Source organism: Natronolimnobius baerhuensis, assembly GCF_002177135.1.
GTDB classification, from domain to species: domain Archaea; phylum Halobacteriota; class Halobacteria; order Halobacteriales; family Natrialbaceae; genus Natronolimnobius; species Natronolimnobius baerhuensis.
Genome location: NZ_MWPH01000003.1, coordinates 285,374 through 300,847 on the forward strand (window position 1 = coordinate 285,374; position 15,474 = coordinate 300,847).

Genomic DNA, 15,474 nt, shown 5'->3' on the forward strand with positions numbered 1-15,474 from the left:
TGTTCTCGCTCGAGCGAGGCGCTTCGGCTCCGACTTCGGCTACGGCGCTGGTGGCTCACCATCGTAGGCGTTGTGGCCGCCGTAGAAGTTGAGCATCGCAAATTTGAGTTTTTCCGGATCGAGATCGATCAGTTCTTCGCGCTCTTCGTGCGGGAAGGTACCGTTGACGCTGTACCGGCCGAGGTCAGACTTCGCGCGCCTCGAGTAGCGCCGATCCAGCAGTGCGCGGACGCCGATGTCCTCGGGCGAGCGGATGACGCGTCCGAGTGCCTGTCTGGTCTTTCGAACGGTTGGAATCTCGACGGCGTAGCGCCAGCCGGTTTCGGTGCCGTCGAAGGCCGCGTCGTAGGCTTCTTGAACCGCCTCAGCACGGTCGTCGAGATGTGGGTAGGGGACGCCGACCACGAGCACCGTGTGCGCGTCGTCGCCGTCGAAGCTGACACCCTCCGCGAGGGTGCCCCACAGCGAGGTACAGAGCACGGCATCGTCGTCCGCGATGAACTCCTGGCGAAGGTCCTCGACTGAGACACCGGGTTCATCCAGATACACCGCGTCCGCGGAGCCGATCCGTCGCTCGAGGCGGTCTGCATAGCGTTCGGCTTCGCCGTAGTTCGGGAAAAAGGCGAGCGTGTTTCCAGGGGTCATCCGGGCCGCATCGAAGATGGCCTCTGTGACTTCCTCTTGGACCGCGGAGTCGTCCCGATCCGAAGCGAACAACGCCGGCGTTTCGACGGCGTACGTTCGCCGGCGCTCCTCGGGAAACTGTAGGCCGTAGGCCATCGTTACCGGGTCCTCGAGTCCGAGGACGTTTTCGGTCACGTCGAACGGTTGGAGCGTCGCGCTCATCAACACGGTCGAGTACACTTCCTCGAATAGCTGTCCGGTGACCTGGCGGGGGAGACACGTATAGAGTTCCGCGCGGCCGTAGACCTCGTCGGTGCCGGCGTCGCGGGTGACGGCGACGACCGGGTACAGGCCCTCCGTCGTGCCCTCGTTCATCCACGCGCTGACGAACGCCGCAGCTTGGAGGGTTTGACACTCTGTTCGCGTCGCGGTTTCGCCCTCGCGATAGGCCTCCTCGTACTGCTCGTCTAACTCCTGACCGAGTTGCATTGCCGCCTCGAGATCATCGTCGATCCCCTGCCCGGCGTAGCGCTGGAGGAACTCGAGGGTGAGGTCGTCGCGGCGACCCTCGTTGGCGATTGGGATATCCTCCCAGTTCTCGCCAATCTGTTCCCGTTCGCCAAAGCCAAAGGAGTCCTCGTAGGTTTCGACGAGTGCGCGATGGAACGCAGAGAGGACGTTCACGGCGTCGTCGGCTCGGATATCGTCCGTCTCGGCTAACTCCTCGAGGGCGGAGTCGAACGTTCGCTCTGAACAAGCGCGACTGGCGTGATCGCGCGCGGCGTCCTCGACGTTGTGGGCCTCGTCGAAGACGGCGATGACGTCCTCGGGGTCGCGGCCGAGCCAGCGGAAGAACTGTTCGCGAATGGTGGAATCCAGCAAATGGTGGTAGTTACAGACGACGAGATCGACGCCTTCGATCCCCTCTTTTAACAACTCATAGCCACAGAACTGCTGGTTCTCGGCGTACTCGTAGATTTCGTCGGGCGTGCGTACGTCGTCGAACAGCCACGCGAAGAAGTCGTCCGTGTTCTCGGTGAGGTTATTCCGGTAGTAGTCACAGACGTTTTTCTCTTCGAGATCCTCGAGATCGTCTTCAATCGACTCGAGTTCGTCCATGACGGCCGAGCGGGCGTCGGTTGCGGAACCGTCTCCAGCCTGACTCTCTGCGAGAAGTTCGCGCTGTCGCGCCTCGAGTTTGTCGCGGTCGCGTTCGGTTTCGACGACCGACCGCGTGGTATCCCGCAGGGCCTGGCATTCCTCGTAGCCCACGTCGATGTGACACATCGAGCCTTTGCCTTTGAAGACGACAGCGCGAATCTGCTCTTCGCGGGTGATCGCCCGGGCTTCGGCGACGAACTGGCGCATCTGCTGGTGGACGTTCGTCGTGATGACGACCGTCTTGCCCTGCTCGCGGGCCACCTCGAGGGCGGGCACGAGCGACGAGAGGGTTTTGCCGGTCCCGCAGGCTCCCTCGAAGAGGACGTTTTGCCCTCGCGTGAGGGAGTTATGGATGCGGTCCATCGCGTCGCGCTGGTTGCCGTACGGCTCGTCGTACGGGAAAAAGCGCATGTACCCGTCGGTTTCGGACACGGTAGAGGATTGGTTCCCGCTGCGATAAAAGCATTCGTCTCTCCCAATTAATATAAATCGACTGTTGGGATTGGGTGGCGCTGCTATCGTGGCAACAGGGAATTGCCGCGCCCTCCCCAACCGATTCGTTCGCTCCGGGGTCGCTCACTCATCCCTCGCGTGCGGTCGACCGCCAGTTCGCCGCTGGCTCACTGGCTGTCAGCACGCGCCACCGTAGAACGTCAGTCGTCAGTCGCCTACTCAGACCACCCGATTCTCCATCTCCTCGAGTCGCCCCTCAGCGACAGCCTCGTAATTCGGCTCGAGGATCTCGAGCCAGCGGTCGAACCGGTGTGGCGTCGAGCCGGCCATGTGGGGCGTGATGATGACGTTCGAGAGGTCCCACAGCGGCGAGTCTTGTGGGAGCGGTTCGGTCTCGAAGACATCGAGTCCTGCGCCACGGATGCGGCCCTGCTGGAGCGATTCGACGAGCGCGTCCTCGTCCGCGAGTTCGCCGCGGCCGATATTGACCAGGACCGAATCGCGGCCCATCACGTGTAACTCGCGTTCGCCGATCAGGCCGCGCGTGTCCTCGGTGAGCGGACACGCCAGCACGACGTAGTCCGCGCGGGCGAGCACCTCGTGATGGTCCTCTGCGGCGTAGATTTCGTCGACGGCGTCGGGCACGTCCTCGAGATCGCGTTTCGTCCCCAGGACGTCCATCCCGAACGCCGCACAGAGTTCGGCGACGCGCTCGCCGATTGCACCGACGCCGATGATGCCGACGGTCTGGCCGTGGAGTTCCCCGGCGCTGACGCGCTCCCAGACCGACCGGCGCTGCTGGCGGACGCTTTCGGTGAGGCCGCGTTCGAACATGAGCATGTACCCGAGCACCTGTTCTGCAATCGGCTGGGCGTGAATCCCCGCCGAGTTCGTCAGGACGATTTCGCGCTCCTCGAGCGCCTCGAGCGGGTAGCTGTCGATGCCGGAACTGAGCGCGTGGACCCACCGCAGGTTCTCAGCGTGCTCGAGTAGTTCCGGAGAGAGTCGGTTGGTAACGACGATGTCGGCGTCTTCGATTAGATCGCGCGTTTCTTTGGGAATCGCCGCCCGTTCGACGACGCCGTCGGGAAGGGCTGACTCGAGTCGGTCGACGAGTTCGGTTGCCGTCTCTCGAGCGACGTAATCCGTCACGAGCACCGTCGGCTGTGTTGACATGGCTAGTCGTTCGCCATCGTCGTAGTAAACACTTCTCGCGTCAGCTGCAGCCCGCGGGGTGTGCGGGGTCACCCACGTCCCGCCACCGAATTTTCACGCTCGGGGGCCGGCTATCGCGCGGTTCAGACCCATCCGTCTCGAGGCCCTCGCTCCGATATGGCTATTCCGGGCTACGATTCCGACAGTGTCGCCCAAGACACACTCGAGTACGCTGGCGCGCAGGTTGCCGTCGTCGCCGGCGTCGTTCCTGACGAGTTCGGGCTTCGAAAAAGCGACAGCGAGTCACCGGTGGACGCGCTCAGTGACCCAGTCGATATCTCGGGACTCGAGGGTGTGAAAGCACTCGAGGCGATTCGCGTCTCGCTCGTCTACGATCCCGCCAAACTACCGCCCGGTGCGAGCCCGACGGATGTCGCGGTCGCTGTCGACACGGATGAGGGGTGGGAACCGCTCGGGTCGACCGTCGATCTCGAGGAGACGACGGTAACGGCAGTGTTGAACGAGGTGCCGCCGGGCTCGACGGTCGTGGCAGGGTACGATAATCGCGATACGGAGTCAGGTCCGCTGGCCTAAGACGGTCCGTTGTACCGATTTCCTGGTGGATCCGCGATTTTGAGATACTGTCTCCAGTCCTTTTGTAACTTAGAAGATTCCCATAACCAGCGGAACGAACACGGCAGCGATGACGGCCGCGGCCGCTGCGCGGCGGACGCTTACGTCGTGGGTGCGTGCCATCCCGTAGGTCCAGATGTAGATCGCCCATATCGTCGTCACCAGCAGTGCTGCAAGCGTTCCGATAACGAAGAGAGCGGGTGCGTCACCGCCGAACTGGAGCGCAATCTCCGCTGGGTCTTCGGCCGTAATCGGCTCCGACGGCGTGGTAAATGGCGTTGTTGCGGCCTGGATAAGAACGGCAATCGCGTACGCACCGAGTCCCCAGGCTGCAATCTCGAGGCTCGATTTGAGCGAGCCTGAGCCGCCGGCGACGCGCGTGACACCGTGGAGAATCGTCGTGATGAGTAGCCAGATCAGTACGACGATCATTCCCATCAACAGTGCCGTCATCGGAACAATGCCGCCGAGTGACGCGTCGGGTAACTCCGTTGCTGCGTCGAAGAGATACCACATGTAGATGCTCATGTAGGCGACCATCGCGATCCAGAAGACAGCAGCCACGGTGACTGCTGCTGTCAGCGAGGCGTCCCCCTCGCGCGCGAAGTACTCCTCGGGATCGAAAAGCGGGGTCGTTGGGACCATGCGCTGTCATTCGACCACTCGAGTCTACAATCTGTCGCTCTCGGTCGCGTGCGTGCCGCCGCGCCAAAGCCGAAACAAAGGTTTTACTCGCCAACGAAGCAACCGGTATGACCACGATTGCGATTTTCTCGGATACGCACAGCAGCCACGGCCACTGCCTCGAGGGGGAGGCGCTTTCGGCGGCGCGCGAGGCCGACGCCGTCATCCACGCTGGTGATTTCAACAGTGAGGCGGCGCTCGAGGCCTTCCAGTCGGTGAATTCGAGCCTCTACGGCGTCTTCGGCAACACTGATTCGATGAGCGTCCGCGACCGGTTGCCGGAGGCACGGACCGTCGACCACGCGGGCCTTCGAATCGCGGTGACTCACCGCCGCGACGGTGGTCAGACGGGACTGAAGATGTTCGGGCGCTCGCGCGACGCTGACATCGTCGTCTCGGGTCATACCCATCGGCCGACGGTTATCGACGCCGACGACTGCGTCCTGTTGAATCCGGGGAGTCACGCCGATCCACGCGGGAACCGACCGGGATTTGCCGTTCTCGAGGATACTGGTGACTCGCTCGCAGGTGAGATTCGAGAACCCGAGGGCACGCTCATCGAGTCGTTCGACATTGCACTCGAGTAATCGGGGTGTGTCCCAGCGCAGTTAAAACGGGACGAGAGTGCGTCAGCGGGGGCGGGGTGTCAGACAGCGCCAGCGGGGACGGTGACGAGCGGGGGCGGCTACCTGGTCCATCAAACGCGAGCGGGAGGGCGATCTGCTCGGTGGTTCGATGGTCGCTGCGGGGACGGCAGGGACGGTCGCCAGGTGGTCTCGAGTCGACACTCACGGTCAGCGGCCCGTGCGATTGTCGACCCGCAGTACTCAGTAGGACCGGACAGTCAATATAAACGACGCAAGGTCAAACACCGATTTTAGCTACGGCGATATCGACCGCACGACGGGCAGCAGTGCCTTTTACTCGAGCAAGTCTTGTGTCGACGAAACGTCGAAACTGTTTTGCACAGTGACACAGTACCGGTGTCGTATGTTCATATTCGACCTCCTGCCGGACGATCCCGTTATCATCGCGATCGTCGTCATCCTGCTTTCGCTGATCTTCTTCTCGTATCTGCTGCTTCGCCGGACGGTCCTCGAGTTCCGCGACGGGATGCGCGGCCAGGAGTAACTCACGTCAGTCAAACCGGCCGGACAGTCGCTCGAGCGCCTGTTCGATATCCGCTCGCGAGATATCGCGGTGCGTACAGAACCGAATTGTCGTCGGCCCAAACGGCGTCGCCAGCACGCCCTCGTCCTGACAGCGCTCGAGCACCGCGTCGGGTTCGAGACCAGTCTCCGAAACGTCCGCGAGGACGATGTTCGTCTCCGGGTTCTGGACGTCGAAGCCGGCGAGTGCGTCGAGTCCGTGCGCGAGTAGCTGTGCGTGCTCGTGGTCTCGCTCGAGATCAGCGACGTTTTCGAGCGCCTCGAGTGCGGGGCCGGCGATGATCCCGGCCTGGCGCATCCCGCCGCCGAACAGTTTGCGCGTTCGGCGTGCGTCCGCGATGAACGCCTCGGTTCCGGCGAGCATCGAGCCGACGGGTGCGCCGAGGCCCTTCGAGAGCGAGCACATGACGGAGTCGACGGGCGCGACAATGTTGCTGGCGGGCACGTCGAGTGCCGTCGCGGCGTTGAACAGCCGCGCGCCGTCGAGGTGAACCGGCACATCCCGATCCTGGGCTGTCTCGGCTGCAGCCGCGATTTTGTCCGGTTCGATGGCGAGCCCGCCGCGGGCGTTGTGCGTGTTCTCGAGACAGAGTAATCCCGTTCCTGCGCGATGGAGGTCTTCGGTCACGACGCTCTCGGCAACCTGTTGTGCAGTTGGGACGCCTCGATCTGCCTCGAGCATGCGAACCTGCAGCCCCGAGTGCTGGGCGAGACCGCCGAGTTCGTACTTCACGACGTGGCTCTGTCGGTCCGCGAGCACCTCCTGGCCGCGTTCGGTGTGGACGCGCGCGCCGATCTGATTGGCCATCGTCCCTGTCGGACAGTACAGCGCGGCCTCGGTTCCCAGCCGCTCGGCGACGCGGGCCTCGAGTTCGTTCACGGTCGGGTCCTCGCCGTAGACGTCGTCGCCCACGTCGGCGGTCGCGGCGGCCTCGCGCATGGTCTCGTCGGGCGTCGTCACGGTATCCGAGCGCAGATCGATCATGTCTCGCGTGTATCCTCGGGAGCGCCAATACGCTGTCGTCTCGAGCGCTCCGTGTCCGGGTTTGAGACACCTCCCAGCCGAAATTCTGCTGCCCCAGATATAAAACACCGATAGGCTTCGTGAGTATCTACTCCTGTTGCCCGGTGAACACGGACGTATGGGAACGGACACACCGGAATCGGCGACGGCACAGGCCGAACGACGAGCACACCTCGAGCGAAGCCGCACCCAGTGGGACCGTTGGAGTAACTGGTACGCCCTGAGCGAGTCGGATTTCGAGCCGATGCGCGAGGACGCAATCGACCACCTCGAGTTACGGCCGGGTGATCGCGTCCTCGATATCGGCTGCGGGCCGGGCGTGAACCTCGAGCGACTTCAGGCCGATGTCGGCGAACAGGGGGAAGTCGTCGCCGTCGATTACAGCCCGGCGATGGTCGCGAAAGCGCGCGCTCGCGTCGACGACCACGGCTGGACCACCGTCGAGGTCCGGCGCGGCGACGCCACGACGGTCGACTTCGACGAGCCGTTCGACGCCGCAATCGCCAGCCTCTCGATGAGCGTCATGCCGGACGTTCACGCCGCGGTCGAGAACGTCCACCGACTGCTCGAGCCTGGCGGTTCGTTCGTCGTCTTCGATATCAGGCCGATTCAGTCCGGTCCCGGACGACTCGTTAACCCACTCCTGCGGCGCTTCCTTCGCTGGTACGCCAACTGGAATCCGGACGGCGATGTCCTCGAGTCGCTTTCGACTGTGTTCGAGGAGTGTGCTGTTCTCGAGACGTACACCGCTGGAACGACCTATACGGCGCTGTGTCGCACGGCTGAGTCGTAGCGCAGGTTACCGCTGGCGCTCGAGCGTCTGTCCGATTATCTGTGCCTCCCCACGCCGGAGCAGTTCTGACGCCGTCGATATCGCACAGTCTAACGCCTCGGCGACCGTCTCGATGCCGTTCCGTCGCGGGACTTCGTAGTAGCCCACCTCCCAGGCCGTCTCGAGTGCCGCAAGTTGGCGGTCCGACACCGGCGTCTCGGTGGTCGTCACGCGGTCGCTCGTCCACAGAATATCGATTGTCGTGCCCGCGGAGATTTCTTCGATCACGCTCGAGAGCGCACTCGAGTGACCCACAAGTGTCAGGCGAATCGTTCGATCAGATCGTACCTCCATCGGCGGGACAACGACGACGGTCTCCTGTGTGAGCGCGTCGAGCAACGACCGACCGTCCGGGCCGAGACCGCGGCGCAGGTACAGAAAGAACCCCTCCTCGGCCGGCGTCATCTCGTACTCGCGGACGGACTCGAGATCAGTCAGCAGCGACTCGTAGGCCTCCGGGTCGCCGTAAACGAACGAGGTGATCGTCTCGATGCCGTCAACTGCGTGCCCACCCAAAATGAGTTCGCGGCTGATATCAGGTGACGCACAGATGCCCTCGTGAATCGGCGCGAGCGCCTCCTGATCGTGGCCGAGCGAGACGCGAACTGATTTCATCGACTACGCGAGGGGACGGGCGGCCCGAACATAAATTACCGAGACAGTTCGTCCCACTGGTCGAGTTTTCACGAATCGGCGTCGGGACGCCCTTACCCGAGTGAGCGCTACTCGAGTCATCACCAGCGACCAACACGTTGAATATCCTATCGTTTCTCGTCGAATATATGGTCCCCACACCCGAGGAACCGCCCGGAGACGATTTCGACTCGGGCGACTCGTCGGCCAGCCAGTTAGGCAGTCCGTTCCCGAGACACGTCTCTCGAGCGACCGACCGGTTCGACAGCCTCCTTCCGTTTGCAATCATCCCGTTCGTCCTCTCGCTGTTCCCGCTCGAGCAGTTCGCGCGCACGCTCGAGCCGCGGCGCGGAGTTTCGATCAGTCTCGACCTCCAGTTCCCGTCACCAATCCTCGACCTGTGGACGTTTATCGACCCGGTGGAGCCGGTTCCGTCGATGACAGTCGGCGAGCCCACGTCACCGGGCGCGCCGGGATCTGATCCGTTCGCAACCGGACCGGGGCGGGGCTCCAGCTCTGAGTTCACCATCGACACACCCCTCGAGTCCATTGCCATGCCGGTCCAATCGCTCGGCCTCGAGACGCTCGGCTGGATCGGGTTCCTGTTGCTTATCTACGGCGTGATCGCCGCTGCCGTCACCGCTGGCTACCTCGGCGGAATCGACCGTCGACTCCGCGGTGAGCGCGCCGCACCGCTGACGTGTCTCGCCCAGTTCGCGCCGCGAATGCTGTTGTACTACGCCGTTTTCTTCGGAGCGATGTTCCTTGCACTTCCAATCCTGCTGATCGCACCTCCGCTGTTGCTGCTCGCGATCCCGTTCATCATCCTCATCGGCTACCTCTTCTATGCAGTGCCGTTCCTGCTCGTCGTCGCCGATGAAGGCGTCCTCGAGAGTTTCCGGCGCTCCTATGGCTTTGCACTCTCTGGCGGTCCCTACCTCTCCTTTGCACTCTGGCACGTCGTCGTCACTGGCATCTGTTCGCTCGTCCTGTCGGTGCTCGCAAGCGGCGGTGGCGTAGGCGTGCTCATCGCCCTCCTCGTGGTCGTTCCGCTCTCGCTCGTGCTGACGGCTGCGACGGTGTCGTTCTGTCAGGAACTCGTCGACGACGACTCCTCGGAACCCGACACTGGCGCACGTGACTCACAGCCCTGGTAACAGCGTTGATATCCGAACCTTTCTCCCCCAGCACTGTGGAGAACCGATATGAACAACCAGAACGGTCGCGAGCGGGTGAGTAAACCTCCATGACCGACGAGCGACCCGAGACGACCGGGACTCAAAACGGGCGCGCCCGACAACTCGTTTCCGTCCTTCGACTCGCGGCGGTCGCGCTCGTCGTCGTCGGCTTTATCGGCTGGCTCGAGGCCGGATACGTCGACCTCGAGTCGCCGTTCACGCTCGCCTTCGGCCTCGGCGTCGCGTGTGCGCTGGGGTCGATCTACCTGGGGATTTTTCTGGCTGAGGGCGGCGACGGCGAATAGCGACGGCAGAGGCGCGTTTCGATTCGAAAACGGTATCCCGCCGTCTCCGATACCGTGTGACATGGATCCGCGAATCCGCGAACACGCCGAAATCATCGCGAATCACTCGGTCGATCTCGAGGCAGGCGACAACGTCGTTATCGACGCTCATCCGGTTGCAGAGGATCTGGTCGTCGCACTCCACGAGGTCATTGGTGACCGTGGCGCGAACCCGGTGACAACGAGCCAGCGCACCGGAAAACGCAGCCAGCGAGCCTATCTCCGTGCCAGCGACGACGAGTTCGAGACGCCCGACCACGAACTCGCGCTGATCGAGAACACGGACGTCTACATCGCGATTCGGGCAAGCGACAATGTCACCCAGAGCAGTGACGTCGATCCCGAAACGCAGGCTGCTCACCGCCAGGCCCACCAGCCGATTCTCGAGGAGCGACTCGGAACGCGGTGGTGTCTCACGCAGTTCCCCGCGCCGGCGAACGCCCAACTCGCCGAGATGAGCACCGAAGGCTACGAGAACTTCGTCTGGGATGCGGTCAACAAGGACTGGGACGAACAGAAAGCACACCAGGCCAACATGGTCGACCTCATGGACGGCGCAGACGAGATCCGCATCAAAAGCGGCGACACGACCGACGTGACGATGTCCATCGCGGGCAACCCGACGCTGAACGACCACGGCAAGCACAACCTGCCCGGCGGCGAGGTCTTCACCGCGCCGATTCCCGACAGCGTCGAGGGCGAGGTGCTGTTCGACATGCCGCTGTATCATCAGGGTAGAGAGATCACGGACGTCTACCTCGAGTTCGAGGGCGGCGAAGTCATCGAGCACTCGGCGGCGAAAAACGAGGAGACGCTGACTGAGGTCCTGAACACGGACGAGGGAGCGCGCCGACTCGGTGAACTCGGGATCGGGATGAACCGCGATATCGACCAGTTCACTTACAATATGCTGTTCGACGAGAAGATGGGCGATACGGTCCACATGGCGGTCGGGCGAGCCTACGACGATACGATTGGCGAGGACAACGAGGGCAACGACTCCGCCGTCCACGTCGATATGATCGTGGATATGAGCGAGGGTTCGGTCATCGAGATCGACGGAGAGGTCGTCCAGCGCAATGGGACGTTCCGGTTTGAGGACGGATTCGAAGCATAGTCGCGGTTTTTCATCGAAGTTTTGGCTGGGTTTGAGCGAGCGTAGCGAGCGAAAACCCAGTTGAAAAGTTCGGAGTACCCGGATTTATCTTCGTCGCAGACCAATCTGCTGTATGGCAATTCTCGTCGCGTACGACGGCTCAGAGCCCGCACAGAAAGCAGTTCGACGCGCGTTCGACGAGTACCCTGACGAGGAGATCGTCCTTCTACGGGTCATCGAGGTCGCAGACAGCTTTACGAAACTGAGCATGCAGGCGGTCCAAGAGATGATCGGCAACCGACGCGAGGAAGTCACCGAGGAGTTGCATGCTGATGTCGGTGATCTCAGCACCAACGGCGTCGATTTCCGGACGGAAGTCACAAGCGGTGACCCCGCTCGAGAGATCGTCGCCTACGCCGAGGAGCACGATATCGATCACATTCTCGTCGGCAGTCACGGTCGAGAAGGCGTCTCGCGCGTCCTCCTCGGGAACGTCGCCGAAGGCGTGGTGCGTCGGGCACCCGTTTCGGTGACCGTCATCCGGTGAGACTCACTCGAGGGCGGCCGACTTGAGGACGGTTACATCCCCACGTTGACCCTCCTGTTGGTACTCACAGCGGTAGGTCGCCATCTCGGCCGTCGCCTCGAACGTCAGCGTTTCGCGTTCGCCTTCGACATCGGTGCCGTCGGTCGTGTAGTTGTCGACGACCTCCCGATCAGCGTCCCAGAAGGCGATATTGTGGTGCATGCCGTCCTGATTCTCCCAGGTGAGGTCGTACTCACGTCCCTCGAGCAGCACCAGCGTCGGGTTCTCGACCAGCTCGATTGGGGCGGGGTCGCGCCCGACCCAGCCGCCGACGTAGCCGTCGAAGCGGATGCTCGAGACGTCCGCCCAGGCTTCGGGGTCGGTGTCGCCCTCGGTCGTCTCGGCGATGTCGACGACGGGGTCGTCTGCGGTGCTGTCCGCGTCGTCTCCGAGACAGCCCGCTGTGACCGCGACTGCGGTCGTCGCTCCGATGCCGGCGAGGAACGCTCGCCGGCCGATTCCGTTTGTCCCCATTGAGCGCTTTAGGCCGCGAGCACGCATAAACGACCGTTCAGGACGCTTTGACTGTCGCCTCGAGCGAGCGGTTTTCGAGCATCGACCGAAGTCGCTTAGTGTGATCACCGCCGAATATCGGCCGTGAATTTCCCGCACTGGCAGACCTATCTCGTCACGCAGGCGTCGATCTCGGCTGGGCGTTCAACGGCCGAAATCGTCGAGCGCGCGATTTCCGGCGGCGTCGACGCCGTGCAACTGCGCGAAAAGGAAACTGACGCGCTCGAGCGCTACGAACTCGGCCTCGAACTGCGCGAGTTGACGGCCGCGGCGGGCGTCGACCTGCTCGTCAACGACCGGGTGGATATCGCCCAGGCCATCGACGCCGACGGCGTCCACGTGGGCCAGTCGGACCTGCCGGTCGCGGTTGCCCGTGACTTGCTCGGACCGGATGCGATCATCGGCTGCTCGACGGGCACCGTGGCGGAAGCCGAGCAGGCCGAAGCCGATAGCGCGGACTACCTCGGCGTCGGGACGATCTACGGCACCACCTCGAAGGACGTGAGTCGGTACAAAGACGGCGTCGGCCCGGATCGCGTCGCCGAGATCGTCGACGCGGTTGACATACCGGTCGTCGGCATCGGCGGCATTACCGCGGAGAACGCAGGACCGGTCGCCGAAGCGGGCGCGACTGGCGTCGCCGTCATCTCCGAAATCACCGCCGCGGACGATCCCCAAGCCGCCACCGAAGCGCTTGCGCGTGCCGTCGAAACCGCCACGCCGCTCGAGAACGGAGGGCCGACCAATGAGTAGTGACTTCGACCCGTCGAGTCTGACCGGCGACGACCTCGCGGAGGCGCTCGAGACGCTCGAGTCGGGCGGCCCGCTCGTACATTCGATCACCAACGAGGTGACGATGAACGACGTGGCGAACCTGATTCTGCACTGGGACGCGCTGCCGGTGATGGCCGACTCGGACGGCGACGCGGGCGAGATGGCGTCCATCGCGGACGCCGTGTTGTTCAATACGGGGCAGGTGCCGGAGCGACGCGTCGACGCCATGCACGACGCGGCCGAATCGGCCGCCGAGAGCGGCGTACCGATTGTGCTGGATCCGGTCGGCGTTGGCTCGACGCCGACGCGTCAGGCCGTCGCCGAGGACTTACTCGAGGACACTAACTTCGCGATCATCAAGGGCAACTACGGCGAGATCAGCGCGCTCGCGGGCGTCGAAGCCGAGGTCAAAGGCGTCGAATCCGTCGGCGAGTACGACAATATCGAGGAGACGGCCCGCTCGCTCGCCGAATCGACCGGCTCGGTCGTCGTCGCCAGCGGCGTCGAGGATGTCGTCGCGACGGGCGACACTGTCGTCCGCATCACAGCAGGGGACGAGATGCTCTCGACGGTCGTCGGCACCGGCTGTATGCTCGGCGGTACCATCGCTGCCTTCCGCGGTGCACTCGAGGACGACGCGGCTGCCGCCGTCTACGGGACGCTCGCGTTCGGAATCGCAGGCGAGCGCGCGGCAGAGACCGACTATGCGGGACCGGCGAGCTATCGGACTGCGTTCCACGATACGGTTGCTGCCCTGTCCGCGGGCGACCTCGAGTCGGTCGATCTCGAGGGGCGACTCGAGTTCATCGAGTGACGGAGCGCCGGAATTTCCGATTGCCGACTGAAATCGTTTTATTCGCGACTGCTGAACGATACCGCATGGCACGAGAGAAGCTCGAGGACGCCGCCGAGACGCTCCAACACGCGGCCGATCAGCCACAGACGAGGAGACACGGGATCGCCTCCGGACGCAGTCGAGCCAGCTCGCCGACCACGCGACGGCCGACCGCGGCCCCGACCACGGCACGCTCGCCCGACACGAGCACATCTTGACGGAGATCGCCGACGAGGAAGGCGGTGACGTTGCTGCGTCCGTCGAGGACGCACTCGAGTCGATTCGGTCGTTTCGGGAGACCGTCTCCGGCGTCTGATCGCTCTTGGATACCGACTCTTCTCACCCTGTAGGAACAGGTGTGAGTGCTATACGCATTGACGTTCTATACACTCGTATGACCATCCTCGTCGCAACCGATGGCTCGGAAGTGAGTGATACCGCAGTCGAACACGCCGCACGGGCCGCACGCGCCTGGGATGAGCCACTCGAGATCGTCCACGTGCTGACGCCCGAGACGGAACTCGTCGACGGGACGCTCGTCCTGCCCGGCGAAGACGAGGCCGTCGAATACGGCGAGCGGACGGTCCAACAGGCAAAAACCATCGCGGCCGACACCGTCGTCGGCCCCGGCGCAGACCTCGAGGTCACGACGGAACTGCTCGCCGGCCGGCCTGCCGACGCGATCACGGACCACGCGGCAGCGACCGAGGCGCGCGCAATCTTCGTCGGTCACCGCGGCCTCTCGGAGGAACGCGAACAGGTCGTCGGCAGCGTCGCGAAAACGGTCGTCGACAAGGCGACGGTGCCGGTAACGATCATCAAGTAATCAACAGACTGGCTTCGGATTCGCGCCCATCGCCTCGAGATTCTCGACGTACTCGCCGTAGGCGGCCTCGATTGCACCCGTCGCGGCGTCTTCGGCGCGCTCCCAGTCGTCGTCGCTTGCACAGACATCCTCGAGCAGGTCGTCGACGCGCTCGAGTTGGGCGTCTAAATCGTCGCCAAAGTCGCGGAAGACGCCGGCGGTCTGGGGATCGGCGTCGCCGACGAAGTAGCCGACGACCTGTTCTTTCGAGCGCTTGCTCGCGAGCACGCGCCCCGCGAACGCGCCGACGCGCTCGACGGTCGACTCGAGGCCGCGCAGGTACTCGTGGAGTGCGGGCACCGACTGGGGCTCGTACGCCTCGTTTCCGAGGTGCTCGCAGACGGTCTCGAAGTGTCCTTCCTCCTCCGCAGCGGTGTCCGCGAACGCCTCGCTCGCGGCGTCGGTGTCCTCGTCGTCGGCCCACGCGCTGAAGGTCTGCCAGGCGGCGTATTCGGCGTCCGCCGTCGCCTCGAGGACGGGTTCGGTGTCGATGTCACCGCCGGTGTCGGCGTACAGCGATTTCGAGGAGCCGAGTCGCGAGAGGGCGGTCTGATTTGTTTCGCGAACGGTCTCGAGGAAGACGTCTGCGTCGGTCATGGACGGGCGTTCGGGCGGGCGGGAGTTAGGCCTGTCGTCGCAGGTTTGGCCGAGCGAGTGGCTCCCCTACGGTTCGGTGAACAGCAAGTACCCGAGCGCGGTCACGAACAGCCCGAAAAAGAGGATCATAAGGAAGCGGTCGGCAATGATCCGAATATTGTAGAATTCGTCACCACCGAGACTGACGAAGCCAGTCGTGAGGACGGCGATCAGTACCAGCAGGAGCTGATTCGTCGCTTTCCGACTCGAGAGCCACGGTCGATTCGTGTCGCTCATTAGTTGGGAATCCAACTCGAGTGTGATACGGGTTCCGATGGC

The 15,474-nt window shown here is 63.5% G+C and carries 19 protein-coding genes and 1 pseudogene; 12 read left to right on the forward strand and 8 right to left on the reverse strand.

Annotated features, from left to right (window positions below; all coding sequences use genetic code 11):
* Positions 1 to 39: 39 nt before the first annotated feature.
* On the reverse strand, positions 40 to 2,217 hold the full coding sequence (locus tag B2G88_RS13970) for an ATP-dependent DNA helicase (protein WP_176393249.1): 2,178 nt from the start codon (positions 2,215 to 2,217) through the stop codon (positions 40 to 42).
* Positions 2,218 to 2,457: 240 nt separating this feature from the next.
* Positions 2,458 to 3,414 carry a D-2-hydroxyacid dehydrogenase gene (locus tag B2G88_RS13975; RefSeq protein ID WP_087715109.1) on the reverse strand — a complete coding sequence of 319 codons (957 nt, stop codon included), beginning with the start codon at positions 3,412 to 3,414 and terminating at the stop codon, positions 2,458 to 2,460.
* A gap of 156 nt (positions 3,415 to 3,570) precedes the next feature.
* Here B2G88_RS13975 and B2G88_RS13980 point away from each other — a divergent pair, with 156 nt between their 5' ends.
* Complete coding sequence (locus B2G88_RS13980; protein ID WP_054863628.1) at positions 3,571 to 3,987, forward strand: hypothetical protein; 417 nt, start codon at positions 3,571 to 3,573, stop codon at positions 3,985 to 3,987.
* Positions 3,988 to 4,056: 69 nt separating this feature from the next.
* Here the strand turns inward: B2G88_RS13980 and B2G88_RS13985 are convergent, their stop codons facing one another.
* Positions 4,057 to 4,671 (reverse strand): YIP1 family protein, encoded by a 615-nt coding sequence (locus B2G88_RS13985; protein ID WP_087715110.1) that lies wholly within the window; start codon positions 4,669 to 4,671, stop codon positions 4,057 to 4,059.
* 107 nt (positions 4,672 to 4,778) lie between these two features.
* Here B2G88_RS13985 and B2G88_RS13990 point away from each other — a divergent pair, with 107 nt between their 5' ends.
* Together B2G88_RS13990 and B2G88_RS19655 are read left to right on the forward strand one after the other, a co-directional pair.
* Positions 4,779 to 5,297, forward strand: coding sequence for a metallophosphoesterase (locus B2G88_RS13990; protein ID WP_054863630.1), 519 nt, complete (start codon positions 4,779 to 4,781; stop codon positions 5,295 to 5,297).
* A 403-nt stretch (positions 5,298 to 5,700) separates the two neighbouring features.
* A complete protein-coding gene (locus B2G88_RS19655; protein ID WP_165160534.1) occupies positions 5,701 to 5,841 on the forward strand; it encodes a DUF7859 family protein in 141 nt (46 codons plus the stop codon).
* A gap of 6 nt (positions 5,842 to 5,847) precedes the next feature.
* Here the strand turns inward: B2G88_RS19655 and B2G88_RS13995 are convergent, their stop codons facing one another.
* A complete protein-coding gene (locus B2G88_RS13995; protein WP_087715111.1) occupies positions 5,848 to 6,864 on the reverse strand; it encodes a threonine aldolase family protein in 1,017 nt (338 codons plus the stop codon).
* Positions 6,865 to 7,021: 157 nt separating this feature from the next.
* Between B2G88_RS13995 and B2G88_RS14000 the strand changes: the two genes are divergently transcribed.
* The gene (locus B2G88_RS14000; protein ID WP_054864056.1) at positions 7,022 to 7,696 is read left to right on the forward strand and encodes a class I SAM-dependent methyltransferase; all 675 of its coding nucleotides are present in this window, start codon (positions 7,022 to 7,024) and stop codon (positions 7,694 to 7,696) included.
* A 6-nt stretch (positions 7,697 to 7,702) separates the two neighbouring features.
* On the opposite strand, the gene B2G88_RS14005 is transcribed toward B2G88_RS14000, so the two are convergent.
* Entirely contained in the window at positions 7,703 to 8,350 is a 648-nt protein-coding gene (locus B2G88_RS14005) for a helix-turn-helix domain-containing protein (protein WP_054864055.1), read from the reverse strand.
* Positions 8,351 to 8,517: 167 nt separating this feature from the next.
* Between B2G88_RS14005 and B2G88_RS14010 the strand changes: the two genes are divergently transcribed.
* The 4 genes from B2G88_RS14010 to B2G88_RS14025 all read left to right on the forward strand — a co-directional run bounded on the left by B2G88_RS14010 (position 8,518) and on the right by B2G88_RS14025 (position 11,533).
* Entirely contained in the window at positions 8,518 to 9,525 is a 1,008-nt protein-coding gene (locus B2G88_RS14010; RefSeq protein ID WP_087715112.1) for a hypothetical protein, read from the forward strand.
* Between the two features lie 89 nt (positions 9,526 to 9,614).
* A complete protein-coding gene (locus tag B2G88_RS14015; RefSeq protein ID WP_054864052.1) occupies positions 9,615 to 9,851 on the forward strand; it encodes a hypothetical protein in 237 nt (78 codons plus the stop codon).
* Positions 9,852 to 9,912: 61 nt separating this feature from the next.
* Complete coding sequence (locus tag B2G88_RS14020; RefSeq protein WP_087715113.1) at positions 9,913 to 11,007, forward strand: aminopeptidase; 1,095 nt, start codon at positions 9,913 to 9,915, stop codon at positions 11,005 to 11,007.
* Between the two features lie 112 nt (positions 11,008 to 11,119).
* On the forward strand, positions 11,120 to 11,533 hold the full coding sequence (locus tag B2G88_RS14025) for a universal stress protein (protein ID WP_087715114.1): 414 nt from the start codon (positions 11,120 to 11,122) through the stop codon (positions 11,531 to 11,533).
* 3 nt (positions 11,534 to 11,536) lie between these two features.
* Here the strand turns inward: B2G88_RS14025 and B2G88_RS14030 are convergent, their stop codons facing one another.
* Positions 11,537 to 12,046 (reverse strand): cupredoxin domain-containing protein, encoded by a 510-nt coding sequence (locus B2G88_RS14030; protein WP_054864051.1) that lies wholly within the window; start codon positions 12,044 to 12,046, stop codon positions 11,537 to 11,539.
* Between the two features lie 123 nt (positions 12,047 to 12,169).
* Between B2G88_RS14030 and thiE the strand changes: the two genes are divergently transcribed.
* The 4 genes and pseudogenes from thiE (at position 12,170) to B2G88_RS14050 (ending at position 14,520) form a co-directional block, all read left to right on the forward strand.
* On the forward strand, positions 12,170 to 12,838 hold the full coding sequence (gene thiE / locus B2G88_RS14035; protein WP_087715115.1) for a thiamine phosphate synthase: 669 nt from the start codon (positions 12,170 to 12,172) through the stop codon (positions 12,836 to 12,838).
* The gene (thiM, locus tag B2G88_RS14040) at positions 12,831 to 13,673 is read left to right on the forward strand and encodes a hydroxyethylthiazole kinase (RefSeq protein ID WP_087715116.1); all 843 of its coding nucleotides are present in this window, start codon (positions 12,831 to 12,833) and stop codon (positions 13,671 to 13,673) included. The genes thiE and thiM overlap by 8 nt, the downstream gene beginning before the upstream one ends.
* A 65-nt stretch (positions 13,674 to 13,738) precedes the next feature.
* Positions 13,739 to 14,010 (forward strand): annotated as a pseudogene (locus B2G88_RS14045) (DUF7553 family protein).
* 78 nt (positions 14,011 to 14,088) lie between these two features.
* Positions 14,089 to 14,520: a universal stress protein gene (locus tag B2G88_RS14050; RefSeq protein ID WP_054864050.1), complete on the forward strand. Its 432-nt coding sequence runs from the start codon at positions 14,089 to 14,091 to the stop codon at positions 14,518 to 14,520.
* Here B2G88_RS14050 and B2G88_RS14055 read toward each other — a convergent pair whose 3' ends face one another.
* Together B2G88_RS14055 and B2G88_RS14060 are read right to left on the reverse strand one after the other, a co-directional pair.
* Positions 14,521 to 15,156, reverse strand: coding sequence for a rubrerythrin family protein (locus B2G88_RS14055; RefSeq protein WP_087715117.1), 636 nt, complete (start codon positions 15,154 to 15,156; stop codon positions 14,521 to 14,523).
* A gap of 66 nt (positions 15,157 to 15,222) precedes the next feature.
* Positions 15,223 to 15,432 carry a hypothetical protein gene (locus B2G88_RS14060; RefSeq protein ID WP_054864049.1) on the reverse strand — a complete coding sequence of 70 codons (210 nt, stop codon included), beginning with the start codon at positions 15,430 to 15,432 and terminating at the stop codon, positions 15,223 to 15,225.
* Positions 15,433 to 15,474: the final 42 nt, after the last annotated feature.